Origin of the sequence: Streptomyces sp. SD31 (assembly GCF_052068475.1) — a bacterium.
Classification (GTDB): domain Bacteria; phylum Actinomycetota; class Actinomycetes; order Streptomycetales; family Streptomycetaceae; genus Streptomyces.
The window spans coordinates 102,167-126,482 of sequence record NZ_JBQHCX010000010.1; the positions used below are offsets into that span (position 1 = coordinate 102,167).

At 70.7% G+C, this 24,316-nt stretch carries 23 protein-coding genes and 1 pseudogene; 10 read left to right on the forward strand and 14 right to left on the reverse strand.

Annotation, left to right across the window (positions count from 1 at the left end; translation table 11 throughout):
* Positions 1–94 precede the first annotated feature (94 nt).
* A complete protein-coding gene (locus ACTMVF_RS22495; RefSeq protein WP_302001111.1) occupies positions 95–259 on the forward strand; it encodes a hypothetical protein in 165 nt (54 codons plus the stop codon).
* Positions 260–343: 84 nt separating this feature from the next.
* Here the strand turns inward: ACTMVF_RS22495 and ACTMVF_RS22500 are convergent, their stop codons facing one another.
* The 3 genes from ACTMVF_RS22500 to ACTMVF_RS22510 form a co-directional block, all read right to left on the reverse strand.
* Complete coding sequence (locus ACTMVF_RS22500; RefSeq protein ID WP_441272890.1) at positions 344–1,282, reverse strand: 3-oxoacyl-ACP reductase; 939 nt, start codon at positions 1,280–1,282, stop codon at positions 344–346.
* A gap of 25 nt (positions 1,283–1,307) precedes the next feature.
* Positions 1,308–2,393, reverse strand: a complete 1,086-nt coding sequence (locus tag ACTMVF_RS22505; protein WP_441272891.1) for a Zn-dependent alcohol dehydrogenase — start codon at positions 2,391–2,393, stop codon at positions 1,308–1,310.
* A 144-nt stretch (positions 2,394–2,537) separates the two neighbouring features.
* The gene (locus ACTMVF_RS22510; RefSeq protein WP_441272892.1) at positions 2,538–3,398 is read right to left on the reverse strand and encodes a MaoC/PaaZ C-terminal domain-containing protein; all 861 of its coding nucleotides are present in this window, start codon (positions 3,396–3,398) and stop codon (positions 2,538–2,540) included.
* A 636-nt stretch (positions 3,399–4,034) separates the two neighbouring features.
* Here ACTMVF_RS22510 and ACTMVF_RS22515 point away from each other — a divergent pair.
* Both ACTMVF_RS22515 and ACTMVF_RS22520 read left to right on the forward strand, forming a co-directional pair.
* Positions 4,035–4,241: a hypothetical protein gene (locus tag ACTMVF_RS22515; protein WP_441272893.1), complete on the forward strand. Its 207-nt coding sequence runs from the start codon at positions 4,035–4,037 to the stop codon at positions 4,239–4,241.
* Between the two features lie 212 nt (positions 4,242–4,453).
* A pseudogene (locus ACTMVF_RS22520) lies at positions 4,454–5,024 on the forward strand (response regulator transcription factor).
* 36 nt (positions 5,025–5,060) lie between these two features.
* Here the strand turns inward: ACTMVF_RS22520 and ACTMVF_RS22525 are convergent.
* From ACTMVF_RS22525 to ACTMVF_RS22535, 3 genes are read right to left on the reverse strand one after another with little or no spacing between them, the layout of a single operon-like run.
* The gene (locus tag ACTMVF_RS22525) at positions 5,061–5,897 is read right to left on the reverse strand and encodes a hypothetical protein (RefSeq protein WP_441272894.1); all 837 of its coding nucleotides are present in this window, start codon (positions 5,895–5,897) and stop codon (positions 5,061–5,063) included.
* Entirely contained in the window at positions 5,897–6,436 is a 540-nt protein-coding gene (locus tag ACTMVF_RS22530) for a SigE family RNA polymerase sigma factor (RefSeq protein ID WP_441272895.1), read from the reverse strand. The genes ACTMVF_RS22525 and ACTMVF_RS22530 overlap by 1 nt, the downstream gene beginning before the upstream one ends.
* A 52-nt stretch (positions 6,437–6,488) precedes the next feature.
* Entirely contained in the window at positions 6,489–7,964 is a 1,476-nt protein-coding gene (locus ACTMVF_RS22535; protein ID WP_441272896.1) for an MFS transporter, read from the reverse strand.
* 223 nt (positions 7,965–8,187) lie between these two features.
* Between ACTMVF_RS22535 and ACTMVF_RS22540 the strand changes: the two genes are divergently transcribed.
* The 5 genes from ACTMVF_RS22540 to ACTMVF_RS22560 all read left to right on the forward strand — a co-directional run bounded on the left by ACTMVF_RS22540 (position 8,188) and on the right by ACTMVF_RS22560 (position 13,764).
* A complete protein-coding gene (locus ACTMVF_RS22540; RefSeq protein ID WP_441272897.1) occupies positions 8,188–9,930 on the forward strand; it encodes an MFS transporter in 1,743 nt (580 codons plus the stop codon).
* A gap of 91 nt (positions 9,931–10,021) precedes the next feature.
* A complete protein-coding gene (locus ACTMVF_RS22545; protein ID WP_441272898.1) occupies positions 10,022–10,672 on the forward strand; it encodes a class I SAM-dependent methyltransferase in 651 nt (216 codons plus the stop codon).
* A 75-nt stretch (positions 10,673–10,747) separates the two neighbouring features.
* Positions 10,748–11,680 (forward strand): N-acetylmuramoyl-L-alanine amidase, encoded by a 933-nt coding sequence (locus ACTMVF_RS22550; protein WP_441272899.1) that lies wholly within the window; start codon positions 10,748–10,750, stop codon positions 11,678–11,680.
* A 200-nt stretch (positions 11,681–11,880) separates the two neighbouring features.
* Positions 11,881–12,636, forward strand: coding sequence for a hypothetical protein (locus ACTMVF_RS22555; protein ID WP_441272900.1), 756 nt, complete (start codon positions 11,881–11,883; stop codon positions 12,634–12,636).
* Positions 12,637–12,753: 117 nt separating this feature from the next.
* Positions 12,754–13,764 (forward strand): LLM class F420-dependent oxidoreductase, encoded by a 1,011-nt coding sequence (locus ACTMVF_RS22560; RefSeq protein WP_441272901.1) that lies wholly within the window; start codon positions 12,754–12,756, stop codon positions 13,762–13,764.
* Positions 13,765–13,785: 21 nt separating this feature from the next.
* Here ACTMVF_RS22560 and ACTMVF_RS22565 read toward each other — a convergent pair whose 3' ends face one another.
* From ACTMVF_RS22565 to ACTMVF_RS22575, 3 genes are read right to left on the reverse strand one after another with little or no spacing between them, the layout of a single operon-like run.
* Positions 13,786–14,538 carry a hypothetical protein gene (locus ACTMVF_RS22565; RefSeq protein ID WP_441272902.1) on the reverse strand — a complete coding sequence of 251 codons (753 nt, stop codon included), beginning with the start codon at positions 14,536–14,538 and terminating at the stop codon, positions 13,786–13,788.
* Positions 14,525–16,081 (reverse strand): substrate-binding domain-containing protein, encoded by a 1,557-nt coding sequence (locus ACTMVF_RS22570; RefSeq protein ID WP_441272903.1) that lies wholly within the window; start codon positions 16,079–16,081, stop codon positions 14,525–14,527. The genes ACTMVF_RS22565 and ACTMVF_RS22570 overlap by 14 nt, the downstream gene beginning before the upstream one ends.
* Before the next feature lie 17 nt (positions 16,082–16,098).
* On the reverse strand, positions 16,099–17,301 hold the full coding sequence (locus ACTMVF_RS22575; protein WP_441272904.1) for a hypothetical protein: 1,203 nt from the start codon (positions 17,299–17,301) through the stop codon (positions 16,099–16,101).
* A 184-nt stretch (positions 17,302–17,485) separates the two neighbouring features.
* Here ACTMVF_RS22575 and ACTMVF_RS22580 point away from each other — a divergent pair, with 184 nt between their 5' ends.
* A complete protein-coding gene (locus ACTMVF_RS22580; protein ID WP_441272905.1) occupies positions 17,486–17,779 on the forward strand; it encodes a hypothetical protein in 294 nt (97 codons plus the stop codon).
* A 79-nt stretch (positions 17,780–17,858) separates the two neighbouring features.
* On the opposite strand, the gene ACTMVF_RS22585 is transcribed toward ACTMVF_RS22580, so the two are convergent.
* The 3 genes from ACTMVF_RS22585 to ACTMVF_RS22595 form a co-directional block, all read right to left on the reverse strand.
* The gene (locus tag ACTMVF_RS22585) at positions 17,859–18,929 is read right to left on the reverse strand and encodes a prenyltransferase (protein WP_441272906.1); all 1,071 of its coding nucleotides are present in this window, start codon (positions 18,927–18,929) and stop codon (positions 17,859–17,861) included.
* Complete coding sequence (locus ACTMVF_RS22590) at positions 18,926–19,660, reverse strand: class I SAM-dependent methyltransferase (RefSeq protein ID WP_129800810.1); 735 nt, start codon at positions 19,658–19,660, stop codon at positions 18,926–18,928. Before ACTMVF_RS22590 ends, ACTMVF_RS22585 begins: the two co-directional genes overlap by 4 nt.
* A 64-nt stretch (positions 19,661–19,724) precedes the next feature.
* A complete protein-coding gene (locus ACTMVF_RS22595; protein WP_441272907.1) occupies positions 19,725–21,431 on the reverse strand; it encodes a glycosyltransferase in 1,707 nt (568 codons plus the stop codon).
* 220 nt (positions 21,432–21,651) lie between these two features.
* Here ACTMVF_RS22595 and ACTMVF_RS22600 point away from each other — a divergent pair, with 220 nt between their 5' ends.
* Positions 21,652–22,296, forward strand: coding sequence for a TetR family transcriptional regulator (locus ACTMVF_RS22600; protein WP_441272908.1), 645 nt, complete (start codon positions 21,652–21,654; stop codon positions 22,294–22,296).
* A 256-nt stretch (positions 22,297–22,552) separates the two neighbouring features.
* On the opposite strand, the gene ACTMVF_RS22605 is transcribed toward ACTMVF_RS22600, so the two are convergent.
* The gene (locus tag ACTMVF_RS22605; RefSeq protein WP_441272909.1) at positions 22,553–22,786 is read right to left on the reverse strand and encodes a ferredoxin; all 234 of its coding nucleotides are present in this window, start codon (positions 22,784–22,786) and stop codon (positions 22,553–22,555) included.
* A gap of 6 nt (positions 22,787–22,792) precedes the next feature.
* Positions 22,793–24,250 carry an aldehyde dehydrogenase gene (locus ACTMVF_RS22610; protein ID WP_441272910.1) on the reverse strand — a complete coding sequence of 486 codons (1,458 nt, stop codon included), beginning with the start codon at positions 24,248–24,250 and terminating at the stop codon, positions 22,793–22,795.
* Positions 24,251–24,316: the final 66 nt, after the last annotated feature.

Genomic DNA, 24,316 nt, shown 5'->3' on the forward strand with positions numbered 1-24,316 from the left:
GGCGGTTGGCGTGGCCGCCTGGATTCGGCCCGTGGTCGTCTGGTTAAACTCGCCCGGCTGTAAGAAAGATCATGTTGACGGGGTGAGTTTTCCGATGAGTAACGCCAGCACGACCCAGCCGGGGCCGGCCGACGTTCACGACGTTCACAAGGCCTCCGGCCACGGCAGGCACCGGGGTCCCGTCTCGGCCCACGACAGCGAGGCGGCTCCCCGCGGCCGTCACCGCAAGCCGGTCGAGGAGACCGAGACGGCGGCCTGACGCCGCGCGCCGGCAACGGCATACGGCCCTGTCCCCCTGCGGGACGGGGCCGTTCCCGTTTCGTCCCCCGTTCCGTTCCCGTCTCTACGTCCTCTTCAGGCCCAGCACTTCCACCGCACCGAAGGTCTCCCCCTGCGGCCGGTCCGCGTAGTGCGGACCGAGTACGGCATCCAGCTCGTCGTACGTGAAGGCCTCCTGCTTGCTGTCGAACTTCGCGGCGACCCGCGGCCGTTCGACGATCGCCACCATGCCGCCGTGTACGACGAGCAGCTGGCCGTTGATCCGGGCGGCGGCGGGCGAGGCCAAGTAGCCGACAAGCGGGGCGACATGCTCGGGGGCGAGCGGGTCCAGGCCGTTCTCCGGCTGGTCGAGGCCCGCGAAGACGTCCTCGGTCATACGGGTCCGGGCGCGGGGGCAGATGGCGTTCGCCGTCACGCCGTACTTGGCGAGCGCGAGGGCGGTGGAGGTGGTGAGCCCGACGATGCCGCCTTTCGCGGCCGCGTAGTTGGGCTGTCCGGCGGACCCGGCGAGGAACGCCTCCGAGGAGGCGTTCACGACCCGCCCGTACACCGGCCCTCCCGCCGCCTTGGAGCGCTCGCGCCAGTGCGCGGCGGCGAAGCGGATGGTGTTGAAGTGGCCCTTGAGGTGGACCCGGATCACGGAGTCCCACTCCTCCTCCGCCATGGAGAAGATCATGCGGTCGCGCAGGATGCCCGCGTTGTTGACCAGGATGTCCAGCTTGCCGAACTCGGCGATCGCCAACCCGACCAGTGCGCCCGCCTGTGGGAAGTCGGCGACGTCCCCGGTGTGGGCGAGCGCCCTGCCGCCCGCCTTCCGTATCTCGGCGGCGACCTCCTCGGCGGGGCCGGCGGAGGCCTCGCCCGAGCCGTCCCGGCCCGGCTGCCCATAGTCGTTGACGACGACGGCCGCACCGAGCCGGGCGAGTTCGAGCGCCTCGGCCCGGCCCAGACCGCGGCCGGCGCCGGTGACGATGGCGGACAGTCCCTCCAGTGGCAGTGACATCGACGTCCCTTCGCAGGCGGTGGGTTCAGATCTCGATGCACGTACGCAGCGCCGTGCCCGTCCGCATCTGGTCCAGGGCCTCGTTGATGTCGGCCAGCGGCACGCGGTGGGTGATCAGGCCGGCGAGGTCGATGCGGCCCGCGCGCCACAGCGCGATCGTCCGCTCGTAGGAGCGCAGGACGTCTCCGCCGCCGTACATGGACGGCAGGATCCGCTTCTCGTCGAAGAACAGCTCGAACATGTTGAGCTGGAGGAAGTCGTCCATCGCTCCGGCGCCCACGACGACGAGCGTGCCGCCGCGCCGGGTGGTCTCGTAGGCCGTGCGGGCGGTGGCGGACTTGCCGACGACCTCGAAGACGTAGTCGAAGCCCTCGCCGGCGGTGACCTGCTGCTTGGCGTCGGCCAGCTCGTCCGGCGAAACGGCCCTGGTGGCCCCGAACCTGAGCGCGGACTCCCGGCGCGAGGCGACCGGGTCGACGGCGACGATCTCGGCGGCCCCCTTGAGCCGGGCGCCCTGAATCGCGGAGATGCCGACGCCTCCGCAGCCGATGACGGCGACCGACGAACCTGCCTCCACGTCCGCGGTGTTGAGGGCGGCGCCGAGTCCCGTGGTCACCCCGCAGCCGATGAGGGCGGCGATGTCGAAGGGCACGTCGTCGGGGATCGGCACCGCGCATCCGGCGTCGACGACGACCTCCTCGGCGAAGGTGCCGGTACCGGCGAAGCCGAAGACGTCCGACGGAGTGCCGCCGGGGCGCTTGAAGTTGGGGGTGCCGGCGTTCATGAACCCGGCCAGGCACAGCTCGGTCTGGCCGCGCTTGCAGGCGGGGCAGGCGCCGCAGGCGGGCAGCCAGCAGACGACGACCCGGTCGCCGGGCTTCAGGTGGCTCACGCCCTCCCCGACTTCGACGATCTCGCCCGCACCCTCGTGACCGGGCACGAACGGCCCCGGCTGCGGAAGCACCCCCGCCATCGCGGACAGGTCCGAGTGGCACAGCCCGGTCGCCCGCACCCGGACCCTCACCTTGCCGGGCCCGAAGCCCACCGCCTCGACGTCGTCGAGGACCTCGAGCTTGTCCTGACCGATCTCGTGCAGTACGGCTGCTCGCATGGTGCGGCTCCCCTCGTACGGCGTTCTGGACTCAGGTGTGTTCGACGACGTCAGATACGTCCGACGTCAGGTGGGTTCGACGTCAGGTGCGTCCGATCCGGTGTGTTCGACGTCAGGCCTGCTCGACGTCAGATGCGTCCGGCATCAGGCGTGCTCGACGACGGTGTCGGCGAGGACGGGCACGTCGTCCCGCTCGACCGCGCTCACGGCCACACGGACGGCGTCGCCCTCCTGCCGCCACATGCGGATGCGCAGGGTCTCCCCCGGGTACACGACCCCGGCGAACCGGGTGGTGTACGAACGCACCCGGGTCACGTCCCCGCCGAGCAGCGTGTCGACGACCGCTTTGAGGGTCATGCCGTAGGTGCACAGCCCGTGCAGGATGGGTCGCTCGAAACCGGCGACCTTGGCGAACTCCGGGTCGGCGTGCAGCGGGTTCCAGTCGCCGGACAGGCGGTACAGCAGGGCCTGGTCCTCGCGCACGGGCCGTTCGACGGTCCGGGTGGGCTCACCCGCGGGTGGTTCGAGGCGGGCGGAGGGTCCCCGGTCGCCGCCCCACCCCCCTTCTCCTCGTACGAAGATCTGGGCGTCGTTGGTCCACAACGGGCCGTCGGCGTCGGCGACGTCGGTGCGCATCACGAGCACGGCCGCCTTGCCCTTGTCGTAGACAGCGGCGATGCGGCCGGTGGCGGTCGCGGTGCCCTCGGCCGGGATGGGCCGGTGGATCGTCAGCGTCTGCCCGCCGTGCAGGACGCGGGCGAGGTCGACCTCGATGCCGGGCATGGACAGGCTGCTGATCACGCCGGGCGAGCCGGAGCCCGCGACGGTGGCGAAGCTCGGCAGGACGTGCAGCCGGGACTCCAGGGTGTAGCGCAGCTCGTCGGGGTCGGTCGCCGGGGTGCCCGCTCCGATACCGAGGTGGTAGAGCTGCACGTCCTTGGAGGTCCAGGTGATCTCGCCCGTCCGGGGCTCTGCTGCGACGGCCTTGGCCGCGTCGATGGGCATGGGGCTCCTGAAGGCTCGCTCTTGGGATCGGAGACCTCGGTACGGCCGTCCGCACCGTCGGCCGCACCGAGGTCGTCACGGGCCGTTCTAGAACGCGTTCCAGTCCGGCGCACCCTGTATAGCCGAGCGCACCGCACTTGTGAAGGCTCCTGACGATTCATCAGATCACGGTTCCCGATCCGGCCCGATCGCCACCGAAGGCTGTGAGCCCACTGGCGACTTCGAGCCACATTCACAGCTTTCTTCACGAGTTCCTTCACCGGCCCCTTCACGCCTTCGCCTGCCGTTCGTGACGGTCGACCGAACCACCGATCGCCGCTATCCGGTCATCAACTCCCTTGCGATCACGCCTTGTTGTATGCCCCGGCGGTAGACTGGCCGGGGCCCAGTCAACGGGTTTCGACTCATCGGGTTCCGAGTCATCGGTCCCGAAGAGCCAGGACGACGCGCAGGGGGATGCACATGAACCACTTGGGCCACGCCGGTTCCGCCGCGTGGTTACCCCGGGTCCGCTCCATGAGCGGCTTTCCGCGGTTACGGCCTCAGTGCACGGACATGGGCCGTCCGGGTGACGTGTGCGCTTGCTCCCACGGGATCCGGATGCCGATGTTCTGACAGAACTCGGAAGGATCGTCGTTGTCTGCTCCGTCGCCGGTGTGCAATCACCGGGTCTTCGTCGTTGTCATCGTTGCCCTGTTGTCGATCATCGCGGGCATCGTCGTCGGAATCCTCATGAGCGCGGGGGGCGCCGGGCTCCCGGCAGCTCTCATCGGGGGTGGGGGCGGTTTCGTCTCCTCCGTGACCGTGAGCCTGCTCATCACGAACGCCGTGGGTCTGACGTGATCGCGATCTGACGTGATCGCGACCTGACGTGATCGCGACCTGACGTGATCGCGACGGGTGGCGCCCCTCGACAACCGTTCCCCCGGGGGTCCGGGGTCGCGCCACCCGGCTCTCACCAGGCCCGTTCCCCACACGCTGGCCCTGCGAACGAGACGCCCCGGGACCACCGGCCCGCCAAGTCCCTCGGGGTCCTGCTCGCCGAGGACCAGGGCATGGCACGCGGGGCGCTCGCCTCACTGCTCGGGATGGAGCCGGACATCGAGATCGGCGCAGGTCTCGGCCGGGAACGCCATCGTGGACACCGCCCTCACCCACCGCCCGGACGTCGCCCTCCTCGACATCGAACTCCCGGACCTCAGCGGGCTGGACGCCGCGGCCGAGTTGCGCGACCAGGTCCCCGACTGTCGGGTGCTGATCCTGACCAAGCACGGCCGCCCCGGCCATCTGCGCCGGGCCATGGCGGCGGGAGCCGCCGGTTTTCCGGTGAAGGACGGCCCGGTGGCGGAACTGGCGGTCGCCATCCGCCGCGTCCTGACCGGCGAGACGGTGATCGCCCCGGCCCTCGCAGCGGCTGCCCTCGGCACCGGACCCAGCCCGCTCACCGCCCGCGCGTGCGATGTCCTCAACGCCTCGGTGGACGGCGCGACGGCCGCCGACATCGCCCGCAAGCTCCACCTGTCCGAGTCCGCGGTCCGCGACCACCTCTCCTCCGCCATCGGCAAGACCGGCACCCGCAACGGGAGGGAGGCTCTGCGGGAGGCACGGCAGCAGGGGTGGCTGTAGCCGTGCCTCCACTCCGGGTCTCTCCGCTCCCTGTCCCTACTCCGACACATACGCCTCCTTGGCGACCGTGTCGTCCGGCGCCAGGCACACGAACCAGTTCACCGGGGAGCCGTCCACCGGGCGGATCACCTGGTCGTCGGTGTTGATGTCGTAACCCGCCGGCACCCTGCGGACGTCGGTCATCGTGCCGTCCTGCCAGGTGCAGGTGACGGTCCGGGCGGTCTTGCCGACCTGGCCGATCACCAGGCGGTTGGGGCCTTCGGAGTCCGGGTCGAGCGGCAGTGCGGCGGTCTCGATGTCCCTGCCGGACATGCTGCCGTCGTCCTTGGTGAACACGTCCAGCATGGTGATCTGCGGCTCGGCGCCGGCGCCGTAGGTGCGGGCCACGAAGAACGCCTTCTTGCCGATCAGGTCGGAGGGCCTGTCCACGGGCCGGTCGCCGCCGTAGGTGGCCATCGCCTCCCACTGGTCCTGTGCCTCCGCCGCGTTCCTCGGCGCACCCCACACGTCGATCGTGACCCACCACTCCTTGCCGTGGTCATTGCCGGTCGCGATGGTGGATCGCTGAGGCACGTACACATGCCGGTCCTCCGCCGACGGCGGCTGCGTCGCCACGTGGGAGCCCCTGCTCCCGTCCCCGCCCGGCATCCCCGCCACCGCCAGCGTCCCCGCCGAGCCCACCAGCACCAGCGCCGTGGCCGTCGCCACCGCCCAGCGGCGGGCCCTGCGGCGGCGGCCGCCCCGGATCACCGCCTGGTAGGGGGCTATACCGATTTCGACCTCGTCCGCGGCGTCGGCCAGCAGGAGGGCGATGTCCGTGTGGGTCATGTCGTGGCTGGTCATGCCGTGGTTCGTCTCCCGGTCCGCGCTCATCAGCTTCGCCCTCCCTGCGTCACCATCTCGGCCAGTCCCGGTATGGCGCGGAGTTTCGCGATCCCCTTGGCCGCGTTGCTCTTCACCGCGCCGACGGAGCAGCCCATCGCCTCCGCCGTCTGCGTCTCGGTCAGGTCCTCCCAGTACCGCAGGACCACCGCCTCCCGCTGCCGTGGCGGCAGTTGGGCGAGCGCCGACAGCAGGGCGCTGCGGTCCTCGGCCTGGGCCATGCGGTCACCGGTGTCCGCCACCTCGCGCACCAGGCCGGAGTCGTCCTTCGGTGCGAGGAACTCCCTGAGCCTTCTGCGGTGTTTGCGTGCGTGCGCGTTGATCATCACGCGCCGTACATACGCCTCCGGGTCGTCGGCCGAGCCGACACTGCGCCAGGCCACGTAGACCCGCTCGAGCGTCGACTGGACCAGATCCTCCGCGGCGTGCTGCTCCCCCGTGAGGAGAAATGCCGTCCGCATCAGCCGCGGCCAGCGGCCGATGACAAAGCTCTGGAACTCCGAGTCCCGAGCCGCCTTGCGATCCCCCATGGGCACCTCCCTAGATATTCAAAGGAGTCCATGAGCCGCCCGGACCGTTGCCTCAGGACGCGGACCTTTTTCTCGGCAGCCACAGCAGCATCAGCAGCGCCCCCGCCACGAGGACCACCGCCGACGTACGAAACACCAACGCGTACCCGTCCGTCAGCGCCTGCGGCACCCCACTCCCCGCCGAATGCACTGAATGCACTGAATGCGCCGAATCTCCTGCGAGTCCCGAACGCGCCGCCGCAAGCGTCGACATGACCGCGAGCCCGAGCGAACCGCCCATCGTGCGCGAGGTGTTGACCAGCCCCGACACCAGCCCGGCCTCACCCGGCTGTGCCCCGGCCGTGGCCAGCGCCGCGAGGGGGGTCGCCCCCAGACCCGCGCCCAGCATCATCAGAATCCCCGGCACCATGATCGAGGTCAGATACGCGCCCCGCACGTCCAGCGTCGACTGCCAGCCGAAGCCGACGGCCGCGACGACCGTGCCCAGCACCGCCACGTTGCGCGCGCCCAGCACCGGCATGAGCCGCGGCGCGAGCTTCGAGCCGACGAGCACGGCCAGCGAACTCGGCACCAGCGCAAGGCCGGCCTCCAGCGGGGTGTAGCCGAGCACGTTCTGCACGTACAGCGTCATGAAGAACCACATGCAGAACATCGCCGACCCGCTCAGGAACATCGCCACGTTCGCCGACGACACCGCCCGCACCCGGAACAGCCCGAGCGGCATCAGCGGAGCCGCCGTACGCGACTCCACGACGAGGAAGGCGCCGATCAGCGCCAGGCCGGCCAGCAACGGCACCACCGTGGCCGTCGCCGTCCAGCCCTCGGCCTCCGTCTGCGAAATGCCGTACGCCAGCGTCGCGAGCCCGGCCGTCACCAGCACCGCCCCCGGCAGATCCAGCCGCCGCCCGTCCCCGGCCCGGCTCTCCGCGAGCCACCACACGGCACCGGCCAGCACCACCGCGCCCACCGGCACGTTGATCAGCAGCACCCACCGCCACGACAGCACATCCACCAGCACCCCACCGACGAGCCCGCCCGCCGCACCGCCCCCCGCGCCCACGGCGGTCCAGGTCCCGATCGCCCGCGCACGCGCCGCCCCCTCCGGCACCGCCGCCGTCACGATCGTCAGCGTCGAGGGCGCCAGCACCGCGGCGCCCAGCCCCTGCACGGCCCGCGCGACCAACAGCTGCCAGTCCTGCTGAGCCAGCCCGCCGGCCAGCGAGGCCAGGGTGAACAGGCCGAGCCCGACGAGGAACATCCGCTTACGGCCGTACAGATCGCCGGCCCGCCCGCCGAGCAGCATGAACCCCGCGAAGGCGATCGCGTACGCGTTCACCACCCATTGCAGGCCTTGCGCGCTCAGCCCCAGATCGGCCCGCATCGACGGCAGCGCCACGTTCACGACGGACACGTCGAGCACGACCAGGAACTGCCCGGCGCACGCGAGCGCCACCACCAGCCAGGTGGGCGGCACGGTACGGCGGGATAGGCGGGTGGTGGGGTCAGCGGCTCCGAGCATGACTGTCATGCTCTCAACGACCGACGCTCCTGGCATCAGGAATTCGAACCAGGCCGACCTCCCTGCCGACCTAGGCCGCGGTTCCCTGCCGACCTAGGCCGCGGTTCCCTTCCGACCTAGGCCGCGGATCCCTGCGACCTGGGCCGGCCCGTTCCCCAAGAGAAGGTCAAGAAATCGTTAGCTGGGCAAAGCATCGGAATAGTTGCCCAGGCACACCGGGTTGATCCCCCACATGACACAAACGACGAACGAGCAGCCCACCGGCAGAGCGACCGGCCCCCTCGTCCCGGTCCTCGCCTTCGCGGGCATCGTTGTCGCGGTGATGCAGACCCTGCTCGTCCCGGTCATCAAGGACCTGCCGCAGCTGCTGAGCACCGCGCCCAGCAACGCCACCTGGGTCCTGACCTCCACACTGCTCTCCGGCGCCGTCGCCACCCCGATCATGGGCCGCCTCGGTGACCTGTACGGCAAGCGGCGCATGCTGATAGCCAGCCTGGCGGTGATGGTGGCCGGCGCGCTCATCAGCGCGTTCACCAGCACCCTCCTCCCCATGATCGTCGGCCGCACCCTCCAGGGCTTCGCGATGGGCGCCATCCCGCTCGGCATCGGCCTCATGCGCGACATGCTGCCCCGCGAACGGCTCGGCTCGGCGATGGCCCTGATGAGCTCCTCGATCGGCGTCGGCGGCGGACTCGCGCTGCCCGCCGCGGCCCTGGTCGCCCAGCACGCAGACTGGCACGCCCTCTTCTACGGCGCCGCCGGCCTCGGCGTCCTCTCCATCGCCCTCACCCTCCTCGTCGTACCGGAGTCCAAGGTCCGCGCGGAAGGCTCCTTCGACCTCCTCGGCGCGCTCGGCCTCTCCGCCGGCCTCGTCCTGTTCCTCCTGCCGATCACCAAGGGCAGCGACTGGGGCTGGACATCGGGCAGCACGCTCGGCATGTTCGCCGCGTCGGCCGCCGTCCTCCTCCTCTGGGGCGTCTACGAGCTGCGCACCCAGGCCCCCCTCGTCGACCTGCGCACCACGGCCCGCCCGGCCGTCCTCTTCACCAACCTCGCCTCGATCATGGTCGGGGTCTCGTTCTACGTCGTCTCCCTGGTCCTCCCCCAGCTCCTCCAGCTGCCGAAGGAGACGGGTTACGGCCTCGGCCAGTCGATGGTCGTCGCGGGCCTGCTCGTCGCCCCCCTGGGCCTGACGATGATGTTCACCGCCCCCGTCTACGCCCGCCTCTCGGCGAAGTACGGCCCCAAGACCACCCTGATCCTCGGCCTGCTGATCATCGCCATCGGCTACGGCGCCGGCCTCGGCCTGATGAGCGCCCCCTGGCAGAGCCTCGTCATCTCGGTGGTCCTCGGCGCGGGCATCGGCCTGGCCTACTCCTCCCTGCCCGCCCTGATCGTCGGCGCCGTCCCGGCCTCGGAGACGGGCGCGGCGAACGGCCTCAACACCCTGATGCGCTCCATTGGTACGTCCGTGTCGAGCGCCGTCATCGGCATGGTGCTGGCCAACACCGCGAACAACGTCGGCGGCGTCGAGATCCCGACGATGCACGGCTTCCGCGTCTCCTTCCTGATCGCGACCGCCGCGGTCGCCGTAGGCCTGCTCCTGGCCCTCTTCCTCCCGAAGCAGCGCCCGGCCGCCGCCCACCCGCAGCTGCGCGCCAGCAGCGAGGAGGACGCCAACCTGGAGCGCGCCGAAGAGGCACTGCGCGGCTTCCGCGGCCGCGTCCTGGACGCCACCGGCACCCCCGTCCCCCGCGCCAAGGTGACCCTGATCGACCGCCGCGGCCGCCAGGCGGGCGCCACCCTCTCGGCGGACGACGGCAGCTACGCCCTCACCGTCCCCACCCAGGGCGCCTACGTCCTGGCCGCCCGAGCCGACGGCCACCCCCCGCTCGCCTCGTCGGCCACGCACACGGGCGACGACAGCCCGGTGGACGTGGACCTGGCGCTGCCGGGGGAGACGGTCACGGCCTGAGGCCCGGCCGCCGGCACCCCCCGTCGCCCATGTGACGGGGGGTGTGGTGCACCATGGGCGCCCATACGCTCGTACGACCGAAGGGAACCCCATGTCCACGGCCCCCAAGCCGGAGATCCTGGCCGCGTTCGAGGCGGCCAAGGGCTTCATGCCCGTGGGCGAGGGGCTCGCGCTCTACACGGCAGCCCTTGATGCGGGCCGCCTCGGTCTCCCCCTCCTGGAGGTCGGCACGTACTGCGGCCGCTCCACGATCCTCCTCGCCGACGCCGCCCGCCAGGCCGGGGTGACCGCCCTCACGGTCGACCACCACCGCGGCAGCGAGGAGCAGCAGCCCGGCTGGGACTACCACGACCCGGAGACGGTCGACCCCGAGATCGGCCTGATGGACACGCTGCCGACGTTCCGCCGCACGCTGCACAAGGCGGACCTGGAGGAGCACGTCGTCGCCCTGGTCGGCCGCTCCCCCCAGGTGGCGAAGATCTGGGGCACTCCCCTCGGCCTGGTCTTCATCGACGGCGGCCACACCGACGAGCACGCGAACGCCGACTACGAGGGCTGGGCCCCGCATGTCGTCGAGGGCGGCCTGCTCGTCATCCACGACGTGTTCCCGAACCCGCAGGACGAGTTCACCGGCCAGGCGCCGTACCGGGTGTATCTGCGGGCACTGGGGTCCGGGGCGTTCACGGAGGTGTCGGTCACGGACTCGCTGCGCGTGCTGAAGCGGACGGGACCGGGGGTCTGAACGGGGTCTGAACTCCGGCGCCGCCCGACCGCGCCTTCCCGGCACAGGGTGCGGTCGGCCCGTATGGTGGCAGGCGTGTCGTACGTAGGTCCGGACTTCGATCCTCCCCAGCCCCGCCGCAGCCGCCGCCGAGCCCTGACCGTCGCGCTCGCCGCCCTCGTGCCGGGAGCCCTGCTCGGTTGGGTGTTGTACGAGGCGGTGGGTGACCCCGGCGGCGGAGATGCGTCGGGCAACGCGGCCGTACGGCCGTCGGCCACCACGCCGACGATCTCCGGGACGAGCGACGACAAGCCGCCGGGCCCGACCCCCACCACCGACTCCACGACCGCCTCCGGCCCCCTCCAGGGCAAGGTCGTCGTCATCGACCCGGGCCACAACCCCAGCAACTTCCAGCACACGTCCGAAATCAACCGCAAGGTGAACATCGGCACGAACTGGAAGGAATGCGATACGACGGGAACGTCGACCAACGACGGCTACACCGAGGCCAAGTTCACGCTGGACGTCGCCCACCGCCTGCGCACGCTGCTCCAGAAGCAGGGCGCGACGGTCAAGTTCACCCAGGACAACGACCGTTCCTGGGGCCCCTGCGTCGACGAGCGGGCCGAGATCGGCAACAAGGCGCACGCCGACGCCGTCGTCTCCATCCACGCGGACGGCGCGGGCGCCGGCCAACGGGGCTTCCACGTCATCCTCCCGGGCAAGGTGAACGCGGGCGCCGCGAACACCGGCCCGATCGTCACCCCCTCCCGCGACCTCGGCGAGCGCATCGCGGGTTCCTTCGTCCGCGCGACGGGCAGCGCGCCGTCCAACTACGTCGGCGACGGCACCGGACTCGTCACGCGTGAGGATCTTGGCGGTCTCAATCTGTCAACGGTTCCCAAGGTGTTCATCGAGTGCGGCAACATGCGCGATAGCAAGGACGCGGCGTTGCTCACCAGTGGCGCTTGGCGGCAGAAGGCGGCGCGAGGGATCTCTGAGGGAATCGTGAGTTTCCTGCGCGGGTAGTGATCAGCGGGCTCATCCCGGCGGACACCCTCGTCGGTCGGACGATAAGGTCGTCCTTACGATGAGGGGCCACCCCCGCGCTTCACACCGGGGCCTGACGGCGACATGGTGACAGCGACGCCTCCAGCGATGCCGATGACTAGACGACTGACGAAGGACCTCCTGAAGTGAATATCCGCTCCCTCACTCGAGGCGACGGCGTGGTGATCGGAGCAGCGGTATTGCTGTTCATCGCGTCGTTCCTCCAGCTCTACTCCGCCTCCGGGTACGACATTGACATGACCGCGTGGGAAAACCTCGGAGTCGGCCTCGGCACCTACATGGGCGGGGTCATCGGCGGTGCCCTTATCGTCGTCAACCGCTGCCTGCCGCAGCCGCGCAAGGTCGTAGGCCTGGACCTCGGGACAGTCGGGGCGGCATTCACAGTGCTCTCCGCGTGGAGCCTGTTCTGGACGCTGGTGGATGTTCCCGAGGGCGGCAGCGCCGCCGCCGGGCTGATCCTCGGCTTCATCGCTGCCTTGGCCCTCGCCGGCGGCGCTGTCGCTGCCCCCCTCGTCCCCGCCCTCCAGGCCCCCCTCATCCCGGCCCCCCGCCCCGCCGCCCCCCAGCCCTACGGCGCCCAGCCGCCCGGCGGTTACGGCTACCCCGGCGCCCAGCAGCCGCAGCAGCCCTACGGCGGCCAGCCGCAGCCCGGGCAGCCGTTCGGTGGGCAGCCGCAACAGGCCCAGCAGCCGCAGCAGCAGCCGGCGCCCGCCGCGGACTTCTCGCCGTTCTGGTTCGCCGTACCCGTGGCGCGGCCGCTGTTCGCGGAGGACGGTTCGCCGACCCCGATCGCCGAACTCGCGCCGGGCACCTGGTACCTGGCCGTCGAGCAGCGCGGCCCGGCCCTGGTCGCGCAGACGCAGGACGGGCGCCGTGGCGTGCTGCAGGACACGTCCGGCATCCAGCGCGGCTGAACCCACAGCAACCCGTACGACGGCCCCTCACCCTTCCCGGTGAGGGGCCGTCGTCGTACAGTCGCAAGCCTCCACCGCAGAGCTGACACATCGTCAGGAACCCCTCAGGAGGCAGACATGCGGCTCGGGCTCGCACTCGGTTACTGGGGGCGCGGCCCCTCCGCGGACCATGTGCCCCTCGCTCAGGAGGCCGAGCGGCTCGGTTACGAGTCGGTGTGGACCGCCGAGTCCTGGGGTTCCGACGCCTTCACCCCGCTCACCTGGATCGCCGCGCAGACATCGAGGATCAAGCTCGGTACGGCGGTTGCCCAGATGGCCGCCCGCTCCCCCACCGCCACGGCCATGCACGCGCTCACCCTCGATCATCTCTCCGGCGGGCGCATGATGCTCGGGCTCGGGTTGTCGGGACCACAAGTCGTTGAAGGGTGGTACGGGCGGCCGTTCCCCAGCTCACCGCTGACCGCCACGCGCGAGTACGTCGATGTCGTACGGCAAGTCTTCAAGCGTCAGGCGCCCGTTGAGCTCGACGGGCGTTTTCACTCCCACCCGTACCGCGGCCCGGACGCCACCGGCATCGGGAAAGCGCTGAAGCCGATCACCCATCCCCTGCGGGCCGATCTCCCGGTCCTGCTCGGCGCCGAGGGGCCGAAGAACGTCGCACAGACCGTGCGGATCGCCGACGGCTGGCTGCCGTTGTACTGGTCGCCGAGCAGGCCCGACGTCTACGGGGACGCGGTGCGCGACCTCCCGCAGGGCTTCCTCGTCGCCCCCATGGCCCGCGTCCAGGTCTGCGACGACGTCTCCGAGGGGCTCCTCCCCGTCAAGGTCATGCTCGGGTTCTACATCGGCGGCATGGGGCACGCGGCCCGCAACTTTCATGCCGACCTGATGGCACGGATGGGGTACGAGGAGGAGGCTCGGCGGATTCAGGAGCTGTTCCTCAGCGGGCGCAGGCAAGAGGCCGTCCTCGCCGTCCCCGACGCCTTCGCCGACGAGATCTCGCTCGTCGGGCCTCGTGAACGCATCGCTGAGCGGCTGGAGTTGTGGCGGAAGGGGCCGGTGACCGATCTGTTGGCGCTGGCGCCCGATCCGCATTCCCTGCGCGTGCTCGCCGAGCTCAACACATGAGCCGCTGAGCCGGCCACGGCGTCACCAGAAGATCGCCAACGCCTCCAACGTCGCCTCCCGCGTGTCCTCGCGCCACCCCGTCATCTTGCCGAGGCAGCGGGCCGTGAAGGTGCCGGCGGGGATGGAGCGGCGGGCGTTGCCCGAGGCCACGACGCGGACGTAGACCGGGGGTTGCTGGTCGGCGTATTCCGCGCGCAGGACGAAGCCCTCCGTGCCCTCCGTCGTGTCCGGGACCCGGGTGAACTCCGCCCGCACCGAGACGAACTCCCCTATGCGGCTCAGGTGTACCTCGCGGTCGTCGCCGAGGCGGTCGGCGAGGGCGCGGTTGGGTACGACGGTCAGGGTGGGCAGGTCGGCGTGGACGATGACGTCGGCGCGTTCGAAGGCGTCGATGAGCATGCCGATGACGTTGATGGGTTTGTCCTTGCGGACGAACTTGCGGAACGTCTCCTGGCTGACGTCGCGCTTGGCGCGGAACAGCCAGGCCAGAAAGCGGGTCCACAGGCCGACGCTCGTGTCGACCTTCGTCCGCAGCTCCACGGCCTCCTCCAGCGCGGAGCGGTAGTTGCCGATCTCGTAGAGGTCCATCACGGACTGCTCGTCGAGGTACAGGCAGATGCTGTACGCCGACTGCCACCGCCGCATCCGGCGGCGCCGCTCGCGGGACTGGCGTACCAGGACCACCGCGAGGACCGCCGTGCCGAGTGCCGTCACCAGCCAGACCGTCATCCACGGCCACCACATGCTCCACCACAGTGCGTCAGTGACAGCCACGGATCTCCTTGAACGCCTCGGAAAGGGACGAGTCGGCGGCGTCCACCATCCGCCCGCCGGTCCGCGCCGCCGCGCGCCGCAGTTCGCCGGCGTCGGCCTCGCCGAAGTGGACGGGGTAGGTGGGGACGCCCGTGCGGACGGCGGCGGGCAGCGCCTGGTGGCGGCGTACGAAGTCGTCGTAGGTGAGGCCGGAGTTGTTCTCGCCGTCCGTCATCAGGACGAGGGAGAGGGAGCGGTCCGGGTCGGCGGCCAGTTCGCGGGCGGCGGTGCGGTAGCCGTGGTCGAGGGCGGACCATACGGCCGTGGCGTCGCCGTAGCCGCCTCGGGCGACCGTGTCGGCCAGGGTCTTCAGGTCCTTCGGGCCGGTCACGGTGACCGTCTTCTCCTCCAGGACGCGGCCGCCGAACCGGACCACCGTCAGCCGTTCGCCCCGGTAGAAGCGGGTGAACTTGCCGGACGCCGTGGAGTCCGCGCCGCTCAGGTCGGCGAACGCCTCGCGCAACCCCGCCATCCGGTCGCCGCGCATCGAGCCCGAGAAGTCGAGCAGGAAGACGACCTGGTCGGCCGTGCGTCGGGCCGGGTCGCCGTAGTCCGCCAACAGGGCTTCTACGACAGCGAGTTGGTCGGGGTAGTAGAGCGCGTTGCCCACCGGCTCGCGCAGCTGTGGGTTGCGGGTGACCGTCGTGGTGACCGGGCGGCGCAGGGTGCGCTGCATGATCTTCCGCTGTGTCGCGTCGCGCTGGAGCCACTCCGTGACCTCGGCGTAGGCGGCTCGCTGGGACTGGTCGAGGAGCAGCAGGGGGAAGTCCGCGAGGACCATGCCGTCCTCGGGGCGGACGACCTCCAGCGGGTCGTCGAGGCGGTCGGTGGCGTTGAGGGCGAGCAGGTCGGACTCGTAGGTGATGAGGGCGTTGGCCCGGTCCTGGTGGTCGGCGTAGGAGTCGACGAGGGCGGGTCCCGTGTCCGCGGTGAGGGTCTGGCCGGAGCGGAAGCCGCGCAGCCGGTCGCAGGAGACGTCCTCGGGGCGCAGTGCGCCGCCTGTGCCGGCCGCGGCGGTGGCGACGCCGACCAGGGCGGCGAGTCCGCTGGCGGAGCGCCGGGGGTCCGCCATCCCGAAGCGGACCGTGCCGGTCGCGGCGGCGTCGGCGATGTCCGCCCAGGTGAGGCGACCGCCGGGCACGCCCGCGCGGAGCTTGCGTGCCACGGCCGGTTCGAGGCCGATGACCACCGGGGACGTCATGGTCGCCGTGCGCTGCAATCCCTGTACGGCGCTCTTGGCGGTGAGCCGCAGATAGCGGTCGGAGGACAGCCAGGCGAGGTCGTAGCGGGCGCGGTCCGGGGCCTTCGTCTCGGCGTCGGGCCGGAAGTCCAGCCGGAGGTCGACACCGGTCTCCTCTCTCAACTCGGCCAGCAGGGGGGTGAGTACGGCCAGGTCGGGGCTCGCGAGCACCCGCAGCCGGACGGGCTCGTCGGCGTCGTCGCCCGAGCAGGCGGTGAGGACGGCGGTCACGAGCGCCAGACAGAGCACGAGAGGGAGCGCCAACCGACGTGCCCCGGGCCTCACTTGACGTCGCCCTTGCGGTCCGGGCAGTCGCCGACCGTCTTGATCATCCGTTCCAGGAGGGGCAGCTGGGGCAGGACCGCCCGGGTGTCGTTGGAGGAGGTGGTGGGCACGGGGATGTGCCGTTCGGTGAGGAACTCGGTGAGTTCGTCGCCGGCTGTGTCGCTGCTCATGCCGCTGTTCGTGCCGCTGTTGGTGTTGCGGGCGCGGAAGCCCAGTTCCATGGCGCGGTGCTGGAGTTCGGGGTCCTCGCTGACCAGTTCGCCGAGCCGGGCGCCGTCGCCGGTCAGCGCGACGAGCTGGGGTTCGGTGACGAAGCGCGTCGACGGGTAGAGCAGGACGCGTTCGGTGTCCGTGCTGCCCTTCTCGGCCTGGTGGCGGATCTGGTGGGCGAGGAACTGGTGCTCGTAGATCACCGAGATCGGGGCGATGCTCGGGCCGTCGGGGGACAGATACGTCTCCGCCCGCTCGGAGCCCGGCAGTCCCTGTTCGACGAGGAGCGGTTTGATCTTCTGGGCGACCGCCTCGGCCTCCCTCTCGTCGTTCGGGGCGTCGTTCTCGTTCTCGACGAAGGCGACCAGGCCGAGGTAGGTGCCGGCGGAGTTGGACTCGCAGATGTCGGAGGTCTGGGCGAGGATCTTGTTGGAGTTGCGGACGCCGTGTCGTGCGATGCCGATGTCGTTCCAGCGCTTGCCCTCCCGGGTGAGCTGCACGAACGGTGTCATCTCGAGCGTGTAGTATATCGGCCGGCCGCCCGAGCCCTGCTGCGGCTTCGCCACGCCGTGATCCACGAGGACCTCGGCGTAGTTCCGGTACGTGGCCAGCACGATGGGGCTGACGAACGGGCGGTACAGGAGCACCGGGCGGTTCGCCGCGGCGCGTTCGCGGCTGATCAGGTCGGCGGCGGGCTGGCCGGAGGGGAAGACGACGTCGTATCCCTCGAAGTCCTGGTTGGCGATCTCGCGGGAGCCCATGCTGGTGATGTGCACGCGGAAGCCGTGCTTCATCAGGAGCCGCTCGACCTCGGGATCCTGGAAGAAGTCCCGCTTCGAGGCCATCTTCGCCTCGATGGTGACCACCTGCCGCAGCGGTAACAGCAGGTTCCCGCCGGCCACGAGGAGGACCAGGCCGATGACGGGGACGGGCAGCGCCAGCGCCAGCGCTCTGCGCAGACGGCGGCGCGGGGGTCTGGTGACGACCAAGCGGGGTTCTTCGGTAACGGGTCTGTTCGCGGGCACCTGCGGTCTCCCCCCGTGGCTGGGGCAGGATCGTCGGTGATCACGTTTACCACCGAATGACCTTGAGGGGAACGCGAGTTGAACGTAATGTCCCGTTCGGCTTGCGGTGACCGTGTTTCAGTCACGTGTCCAGGGCTACCCGGAGGGCATGTCCCCTCGATATCGCAACGGTTCCCACCAAGCCGGAACGGTCATAGCGATCGTCGCCGACATCATGGCCCTCATCCTGGGCCTGTGGATCCTGATGTATCTGCTGGACGCGAACCGCGCGAACGATTTCGTGCAGTTCATCCACGACGCGGCCCGCTGGCTGGCGGGTTGGTCGTACGACCTGTTCACCTTCGACGAGGCGTGGGCGAGGGTCGTGGCCGGGTACGGCCTGGCGGCAGTCGTGTACCTGTTCGTGGGTCACGCCATCGCCAATCGAGTCCACCGCCACTGAAACCCCTTAGGGCGCGGGGAACTGCGCGATCAGCCCCCCACAACCCGCGCCCGCCGCACAACGGATCCCATCCGAGTCCTCAGGCGCAACAATCCGGGTCCAGCCCCGTCGGCAGGCGATCCCCGCCGAACACCGCGCACGTGGCCTCATGCCCACCCAGCGCGGCGACGGCCAGCAACAGCGACCCCGCGGTCCAGGTCGTCAGCTCGCGCGGCCAGATGGCGTCGTCGTCGAAGACGTACCCGGTCCAGTACAGCCCGCTCTCCGGATCCCGCAGATGCTGGATCGACTGGAGGATGTCCAGCGCCCGGTCGGACTCGCCCATCGCCCACAGGGCCAGGGCGAGTTCGGCGGACTCCCCGCCCGTCACCCACGGGTTGGGCACGACGCACCGCACCCCGAGCCCGGGAACGACGAAACGCTCCCAGCTCTCCTCCATACGGGACTTGGCCTCGGCGCCCGTCAGCGCGCCGCCCAGCACCGGGTAGTACCAGTCCATCGAGTAGCGGTCCTTGTCCAGGAACCGCTCCGGATGACGACGAATCGCGTGCCGCAGCGCACCCACGGCCAACTCCCAGTCCGGCTGCGGCTCTTCCCGCTGCTCGGCGATGGCCAGCGCGCACCGCAGCGCGTGGTGGATCGAGGACGAGCCGGTGAGCAGAGCGTCCTTCGTCGCGGTGCCGTCCTCGTCCCGCCGCCAGCCGATCTGTCCGCCCGGCTGCTGGAGCTGGAGGACGAACTCGATCGCCGCGTAGACGAAGGGCCACATGCGGTCCAGGAACGTGTCGTCGCCGGTGGCCAGGTAGTGGTGCCAGACGCCTACGGCTATGTAGGCGACGAAGTTGGTCTCGCGGCCGGTGTCGGTGACGGCGTCGAAGGCGCCGTCCGCGTAGGCGGCGTACCAGGAGCCGTCCTCGTTCTGGTGGGTCGCCAGCCAGGTGTACGCCCGCTCGGCGGCCGCGTGCTCACCGGCCGTGTCCAGCGCCATCGCCGCCTCGACGTGGTCCCACGGGTCGAGGTGGTGCCCGCGGAACCACGGGATCGCCCCGTCCTCGCGCTGGACCGCGAGGATCCCGGCGACGGTCGCGGCGGCCTGCTCGGCGGTGAGGACCCCGGGCAGGACGAGGTGTTCTGTCCGGGGGGTCGTCACTTGGCGTCCACCCGAGGGAGATGGGGCTTGGTCGCGTACGCCACGAAGCTCTTGCCGATCAGCGGGTTCAGCGCCTGTTCGGCGACCCGGGTGGCCAGCGGTTTCTTCATGATGTCCCAGACCAGCAGCTTGTGGTACGCCCGCACGGGCAGCGCCTTGTCGTTGTCGACGCCGAACGCGCACTTCAGCCACCAGTACGGCGAGTGCAGGGCGTGGGCGTGGTGGGTGCCGTACGGCTTCAGGCCGGCCTCACGGATCTTCGCCAGCAGCTCGTCCGCCTTGTAGATGCGGATGTGGCCGCCCTCGACCTCGTGGTAGGCGTCGGACAGCGTCCAGCAGACCTTCTCGGGGCCGTAGCGGGGGACGGTGATGGCGATACGGCCGCCGGGCTTGAGCACCCGGACCATCTCGGCGAGGACGCCCTTGTCGTCCGGGATGTGCTCCATGACCTCGGAGATGATGACGACGTCGAAGGACTCGTCCGGGAAGGGCAGCGCGAGGGCGTCGCCCTCCATGGCGGTGGCCGTGGCCCCCTCCGGCGCCTCCCCCGCCTCCTTCATCGCCGCGAACCACTTCGCGACCTCGCGGATCTCCTCACCGTTCTGGTCCAGCGCCACGACCTGGGCGCCGCGCCGGTAACACTCGAACGCGTGCCGGCCGGCACCGCAGCCGAGGTCCAGGACGCGGTCGCCCGGGGCGAGCGGGAACCGGGAGAAGTCGACGGTCAGCACGTGGGCCTGCTTTCGCGGTCGGAACGGTTGGAGGGACGGGGGTCGAAGGTCGTGTGCACGCCGCTCACTGGGCGCCCTCGGCAACACGGGCGGGCTCACCGGCCCTGGCGGCATCGGCGACGCGGGCGGGCTCACCGGCCCTGGCGACCTCGCCGACACCGGCGGGCTCGCCGGCCCCGGCGGCCTCGGACAGACGGGCGGACTCGTCGGCCCTGGTCGCTTCGGCCACGCGGGCAGGCTCACCGACCCCGGCCACCTCAGCCACGCGGGCGGACTCGCCGTTCCTCGCGGCCCCGGCCATCCTTGCCGCAGCCGCAGCCGCAGCCGCAGCAGTCGAGGGCGCTGAGAGGTCGGGGGTCTCGCGCGCCGAGCGGGACGGCGCTGGTGCCGCGGAGCGGACGGAGGCCGGGCGCGCGGAGCGGACGGAATCCGGGTGCGCGGAGCGGACGGAATCCGGGTGCGCAGAGCGGGCTATGGCCTCGCGGTACCGGGCCACCGTCCCCTCGGCGGCCTTCGCCCAGGTGAAGTTCCGTAGGACGCGGTCACGTCCGGCCGCTCCCAGGCGGTCCCGCAGTTCCGCGTCCCCCAGCAGGCGGCCCAGGCCGGCGGCCAGTGCCCCGGGGTCCCCCGGCGGCACCGCCAGGCACGTCTCGCCGTCCCGCCCGGCGACCTCGGGGATCGCCCCGCCGGTCGTGGCGACGAGCGGCGTCCCCGTGGCCATGGCCTCGGCGGCCGGCAGGGAGAAGCCCTCGTAGAGCGACGGCACGCACGCCACCTGCGCCGAGCGCACCAGGTCGACGAGTTCCGCGTCGGAGATGCCCTTGACGAACTCGACGGCGCCTTCGAGGCCGTACCGCTCGACGGCCTGCGCGACCGGGCCCTCCTCGGGCCGCTTGCCGACGACGACGAGGTGGGCGTCGGGGTGCTCGGTGCGGACCTTGGCGAGTGCCTCGACGAGGAAGACCAGGCCCTTGAGGGGGACGTCCGCGCTGGACGTCGTCACGATCCGGCCCGGGATCTGCCGTACCGACGCGTCCGGTGAGAAGAGGTCCGTGTCCGCGCCGATGTGCACGACGTGGATACGGTCCTGCCGTACGCCGAGGTGGTCGACGATCTCCGCGCGGGACGTACCCGACACCGTCAGCACCGACGGCAGACGGCGCGCCACCCGCTTCTGCATGCGGGTGAAGGCGTACCACCGGCGCACGGACATCCGCCGCTGCCAGCCCTCGGCCGCGTCCAGCTCCAACTGCCGGTCCACGGTGATGGGGTGGTGGATGGTGGTGACGAGGGGGGCGCCGACCTCGCCCAGCAAGCCGTATCCCAGCGTCTGGTTGTCGTGTACGACGTCGAAGTCGCCTCGCCGGGCGCGCAGATGGCGGCGGGCGCGCAGCGAGAAGGTCAGCGGCTCGGGGAAGCCGCCGGTCCACATGGTCGCCACTTCCAGCGCGTCGATCCAGTCGCGGTACTCGTCGCGCTTGGGAGTGCGGAAGGGATCGGGCTGGCGGTAGAGGTCGAGGCTGGGGAGCTCGGTGAGGGTGAGGCGGCCCGCGTAGTCCGCGCCCTCGTCGAGGACGGGGTAGGGCTGGGAGCCGATGACCTCGACGCGGTGGCCGAGGCGGGCCAGCTCGCGGGAGAGGTGCCGTACGTAGACGCCCTGGCCGCCGCAGAACGGGTTCCCTTTATAGGTGAGAAGCGCGATGTCGAGCGGTCGCTCGCCGTCGGCGGCAGGGTCCTCCGCGGGCCCGGCCTCCCTGGCCTCAGCGGTCACTCCGGACCCCCTTCTCCCTGCGTTCTCCCTGCGATGTCCCGCGACATTACGCGGGACGTTAATCTAGAACAAGTTTCAGACTTGATCGTTCAAGAGGCTCTGAATCTACCGGCAGGTAGCGCCGCTGTGAGCGATGGATCAGGTGATTCACGCCACGGCCGACGCCCTGGCATGCTCTGTCCGGTCACTCACCCTCACCGACTGTCACGGAACGGGATCCATGCCTGCGGAAGCCAGTAGCGCAAGCCCTGCCTCACCGCCCCTCACCGAGCGGCAGGAGGCCCGTCGGCGACGCATCCTGCACGCCAGCGCGCAGCTCGCCAGCCGGGGTGGTTTCGACGCCGTACAGATGCGCGAGGTCGCGGAGTCCTCGCAGGTGGCGCTCGGCACGCTGTACCGCTACTTCCCGTCCAAGGTGCATCTGCTGGTCGCCACGATGCAGGACCAGCTGGAGCACATGCACGGCACGCTGCGGAAGAAGCCGCCGCAGGGAGAGACGGCGGCGGAGCGTGTGGCGGAGACCCTGATGCGCGCCTTCCGCGCCCTGCAGCGCGAACCGCACCTGGCCGACGCCATGGTCCGGGCCCTGACCTTCGCCGACCGCAGCGTCTCTCCCGAGGTCGACCAGGTCTCCCGCCAGACCACGGTGATCATCCTGGACGCGATGGGCCTGGAGAACCCGACACCCGAGCAGCTCTCCGCCGTCCGCGTCATCGAGCACACCTGGCACTCGGCCCTGATCACCTGGCTCTCGGGCCGCGCCTCGATCGCCCAGGTGAAGATCGACATCGAGACGGTGTGCCGGTTGATCGACCTGACGGCGCCGCAGGCACCGGAGGCACGGGCCCGAGCACGCAAAAAATGACCTACGAGACGGGTTCCCTTCGCCGGTATTACCCGGATCAGGTGATGGGGGTCGCCTTCCGGTCTTCCGACCTCTCGGTCTTCCGACCTTCCGGCCTCTCAGCCCGGACCGTCGACGTCGGCCCCAGCGGAAGAACTTCTACTTCCTGCCAGAGTCGGCTACTCCGGTTCGAACTCCCTCACTCGTCCCGTAGGCCTACATCCAGGATAGAACGTATGGCCGGGAATGAAACCCTGAAATGTTATTTTTTCGGGCGTTATTCCTCCGGAGGGAACACCGGCTCCCCGCTCCCCAGCAGCGTGATCACGATCGCCTCCACCGGGCAGCTCTCCGCCGCGGCCAGGACCTTCTCGTTCGCGTCGGTCTCCGGGTCGGCCGGATGGGACTGCCGGCCGGTGTCGAGGTGAAAGCCGTCGGGGGCATGGTGGACGCACTGGGCCGAGCCGATGCACACCGACCGGTCGACCTCGACGTGCCAGCGGTCGCCCATGTCCGCTCACGCCTCCCAGCCGGCCGGGAGGTGGATCATCTTGTGCTCCAGGTATTCGCCGAAGCCCTCGGGGCCGAATTCGCGTCCCAGCCCGGAGTTCTTGTAGCCACCGAACGGGCCCAGCATGTCCAGGCTGAAGGTGTTCACCGAGTACGTGCCGGTGCGGACCTGGCGGGCGACCTCGATGCCGTGCGCGGTGTCGGCCGTCCAGACGCTGCCGCTCAGGCCGTAGTCGGAGTCGTTGGCGATCTTCACGGCCTCGGACTCGTCGCCGTAGGGGAGGAGGCAGATCACGGGGCCGAAGATCTCCTCGCGTGCGATCCGCATCGAGTTGTCGACGTCCCCGAAGAGCGTCGGCTCGACATACCAGCCCCGGTCCAGGCCCTGTGGGCGCCCGCCGCCGGTCAGGATCTTCGCGCCCTCCTCCTGGCCGATGCGGATGTAGTCGAGATTCCTGCGCTGCTGCCGCTGCGCCACCAGCGGGCCCACCTGGGTCGCCGCGTCCAGCGGGTCGCCGACCACCAGCGCGCCCGCCGCCGCGGCGAAGGCCTCGGCGAACTCGTCGTAGCGGGAACGGGGCAGGAGGATGCGGGTCTGGGCCACGCATGCCTGGCCGTTGTTCATCCAGGCCGCCGGGACGACACCGGCGACCGTCGCCTCGACGTCCGCGTCCGGCAGGACCACGGCCGCCGACTTGCCGCCCAACTCCAGCGTCACGCGCGTGAGATTGCGGGCCGCGACCTCCATCACCCGCTTGCCCGCCGCCACCGAGCCGGTGAAGGAGACCTTGTCGATCCCCGGGTGCCCGACCAGATACTCGCTCACCTCACGGTCCGCCGGGAGGATCGACAGCACCCCTTCCGGCAGTCCCGCGTCCTTCGTGATCTCCGCCAGCAGATAGGCGTCCAGTGGCGACTCCGGCGACGGCTTGAGCACCACCGTGCAGCCGGTGAGCAGCGCGGGCGCGAGCTTGGCGGCGGCGACGAACTGCGGCACGTTCCAGGGGACGACGGCCGCGACGACCCCGACCGGCTCGCGCCGCACGAGGATCTTCCCCAGCACGCCGTCGCGCCGCTCCTCGTACGTGAAGTTCCGCGCGACCGTGATCGCCGCATCCCACACCATCATCGCTCCGAGCGCCTGGGCCAGCACGCTCCAGGAGTACGGGGAGCCGTTCTCGGAGGAGATCACGCGGGCGATCTCCTCGTGGCGCAGGGCGATGCCGTCCTTGATGCGGGTGACGACCCCGATCCGCTCGTCGAGCGACATCCGCGGCCAGGGGCCCTCGTCGAACGCCCGCCGCGCCACCGCGACCGCCCGGTCGACGTCCGCCGACGAGGCGTGCGGCACGCGTCCGATGACCTCCTCCGTGTGCGGCGAGATCACCTCGATGACGTCCTTGCCCAGGGGGTCGGTCAACTCCCCGCCGATGAACAGCTGTCCGTGTTCCACGAGCTCGGTCATGGCCGACGCCTCCTGCGGAGCTGGAGCGGGTTTCCTTGTTTCTGACACTGTTGGTTTCTGGCGCAG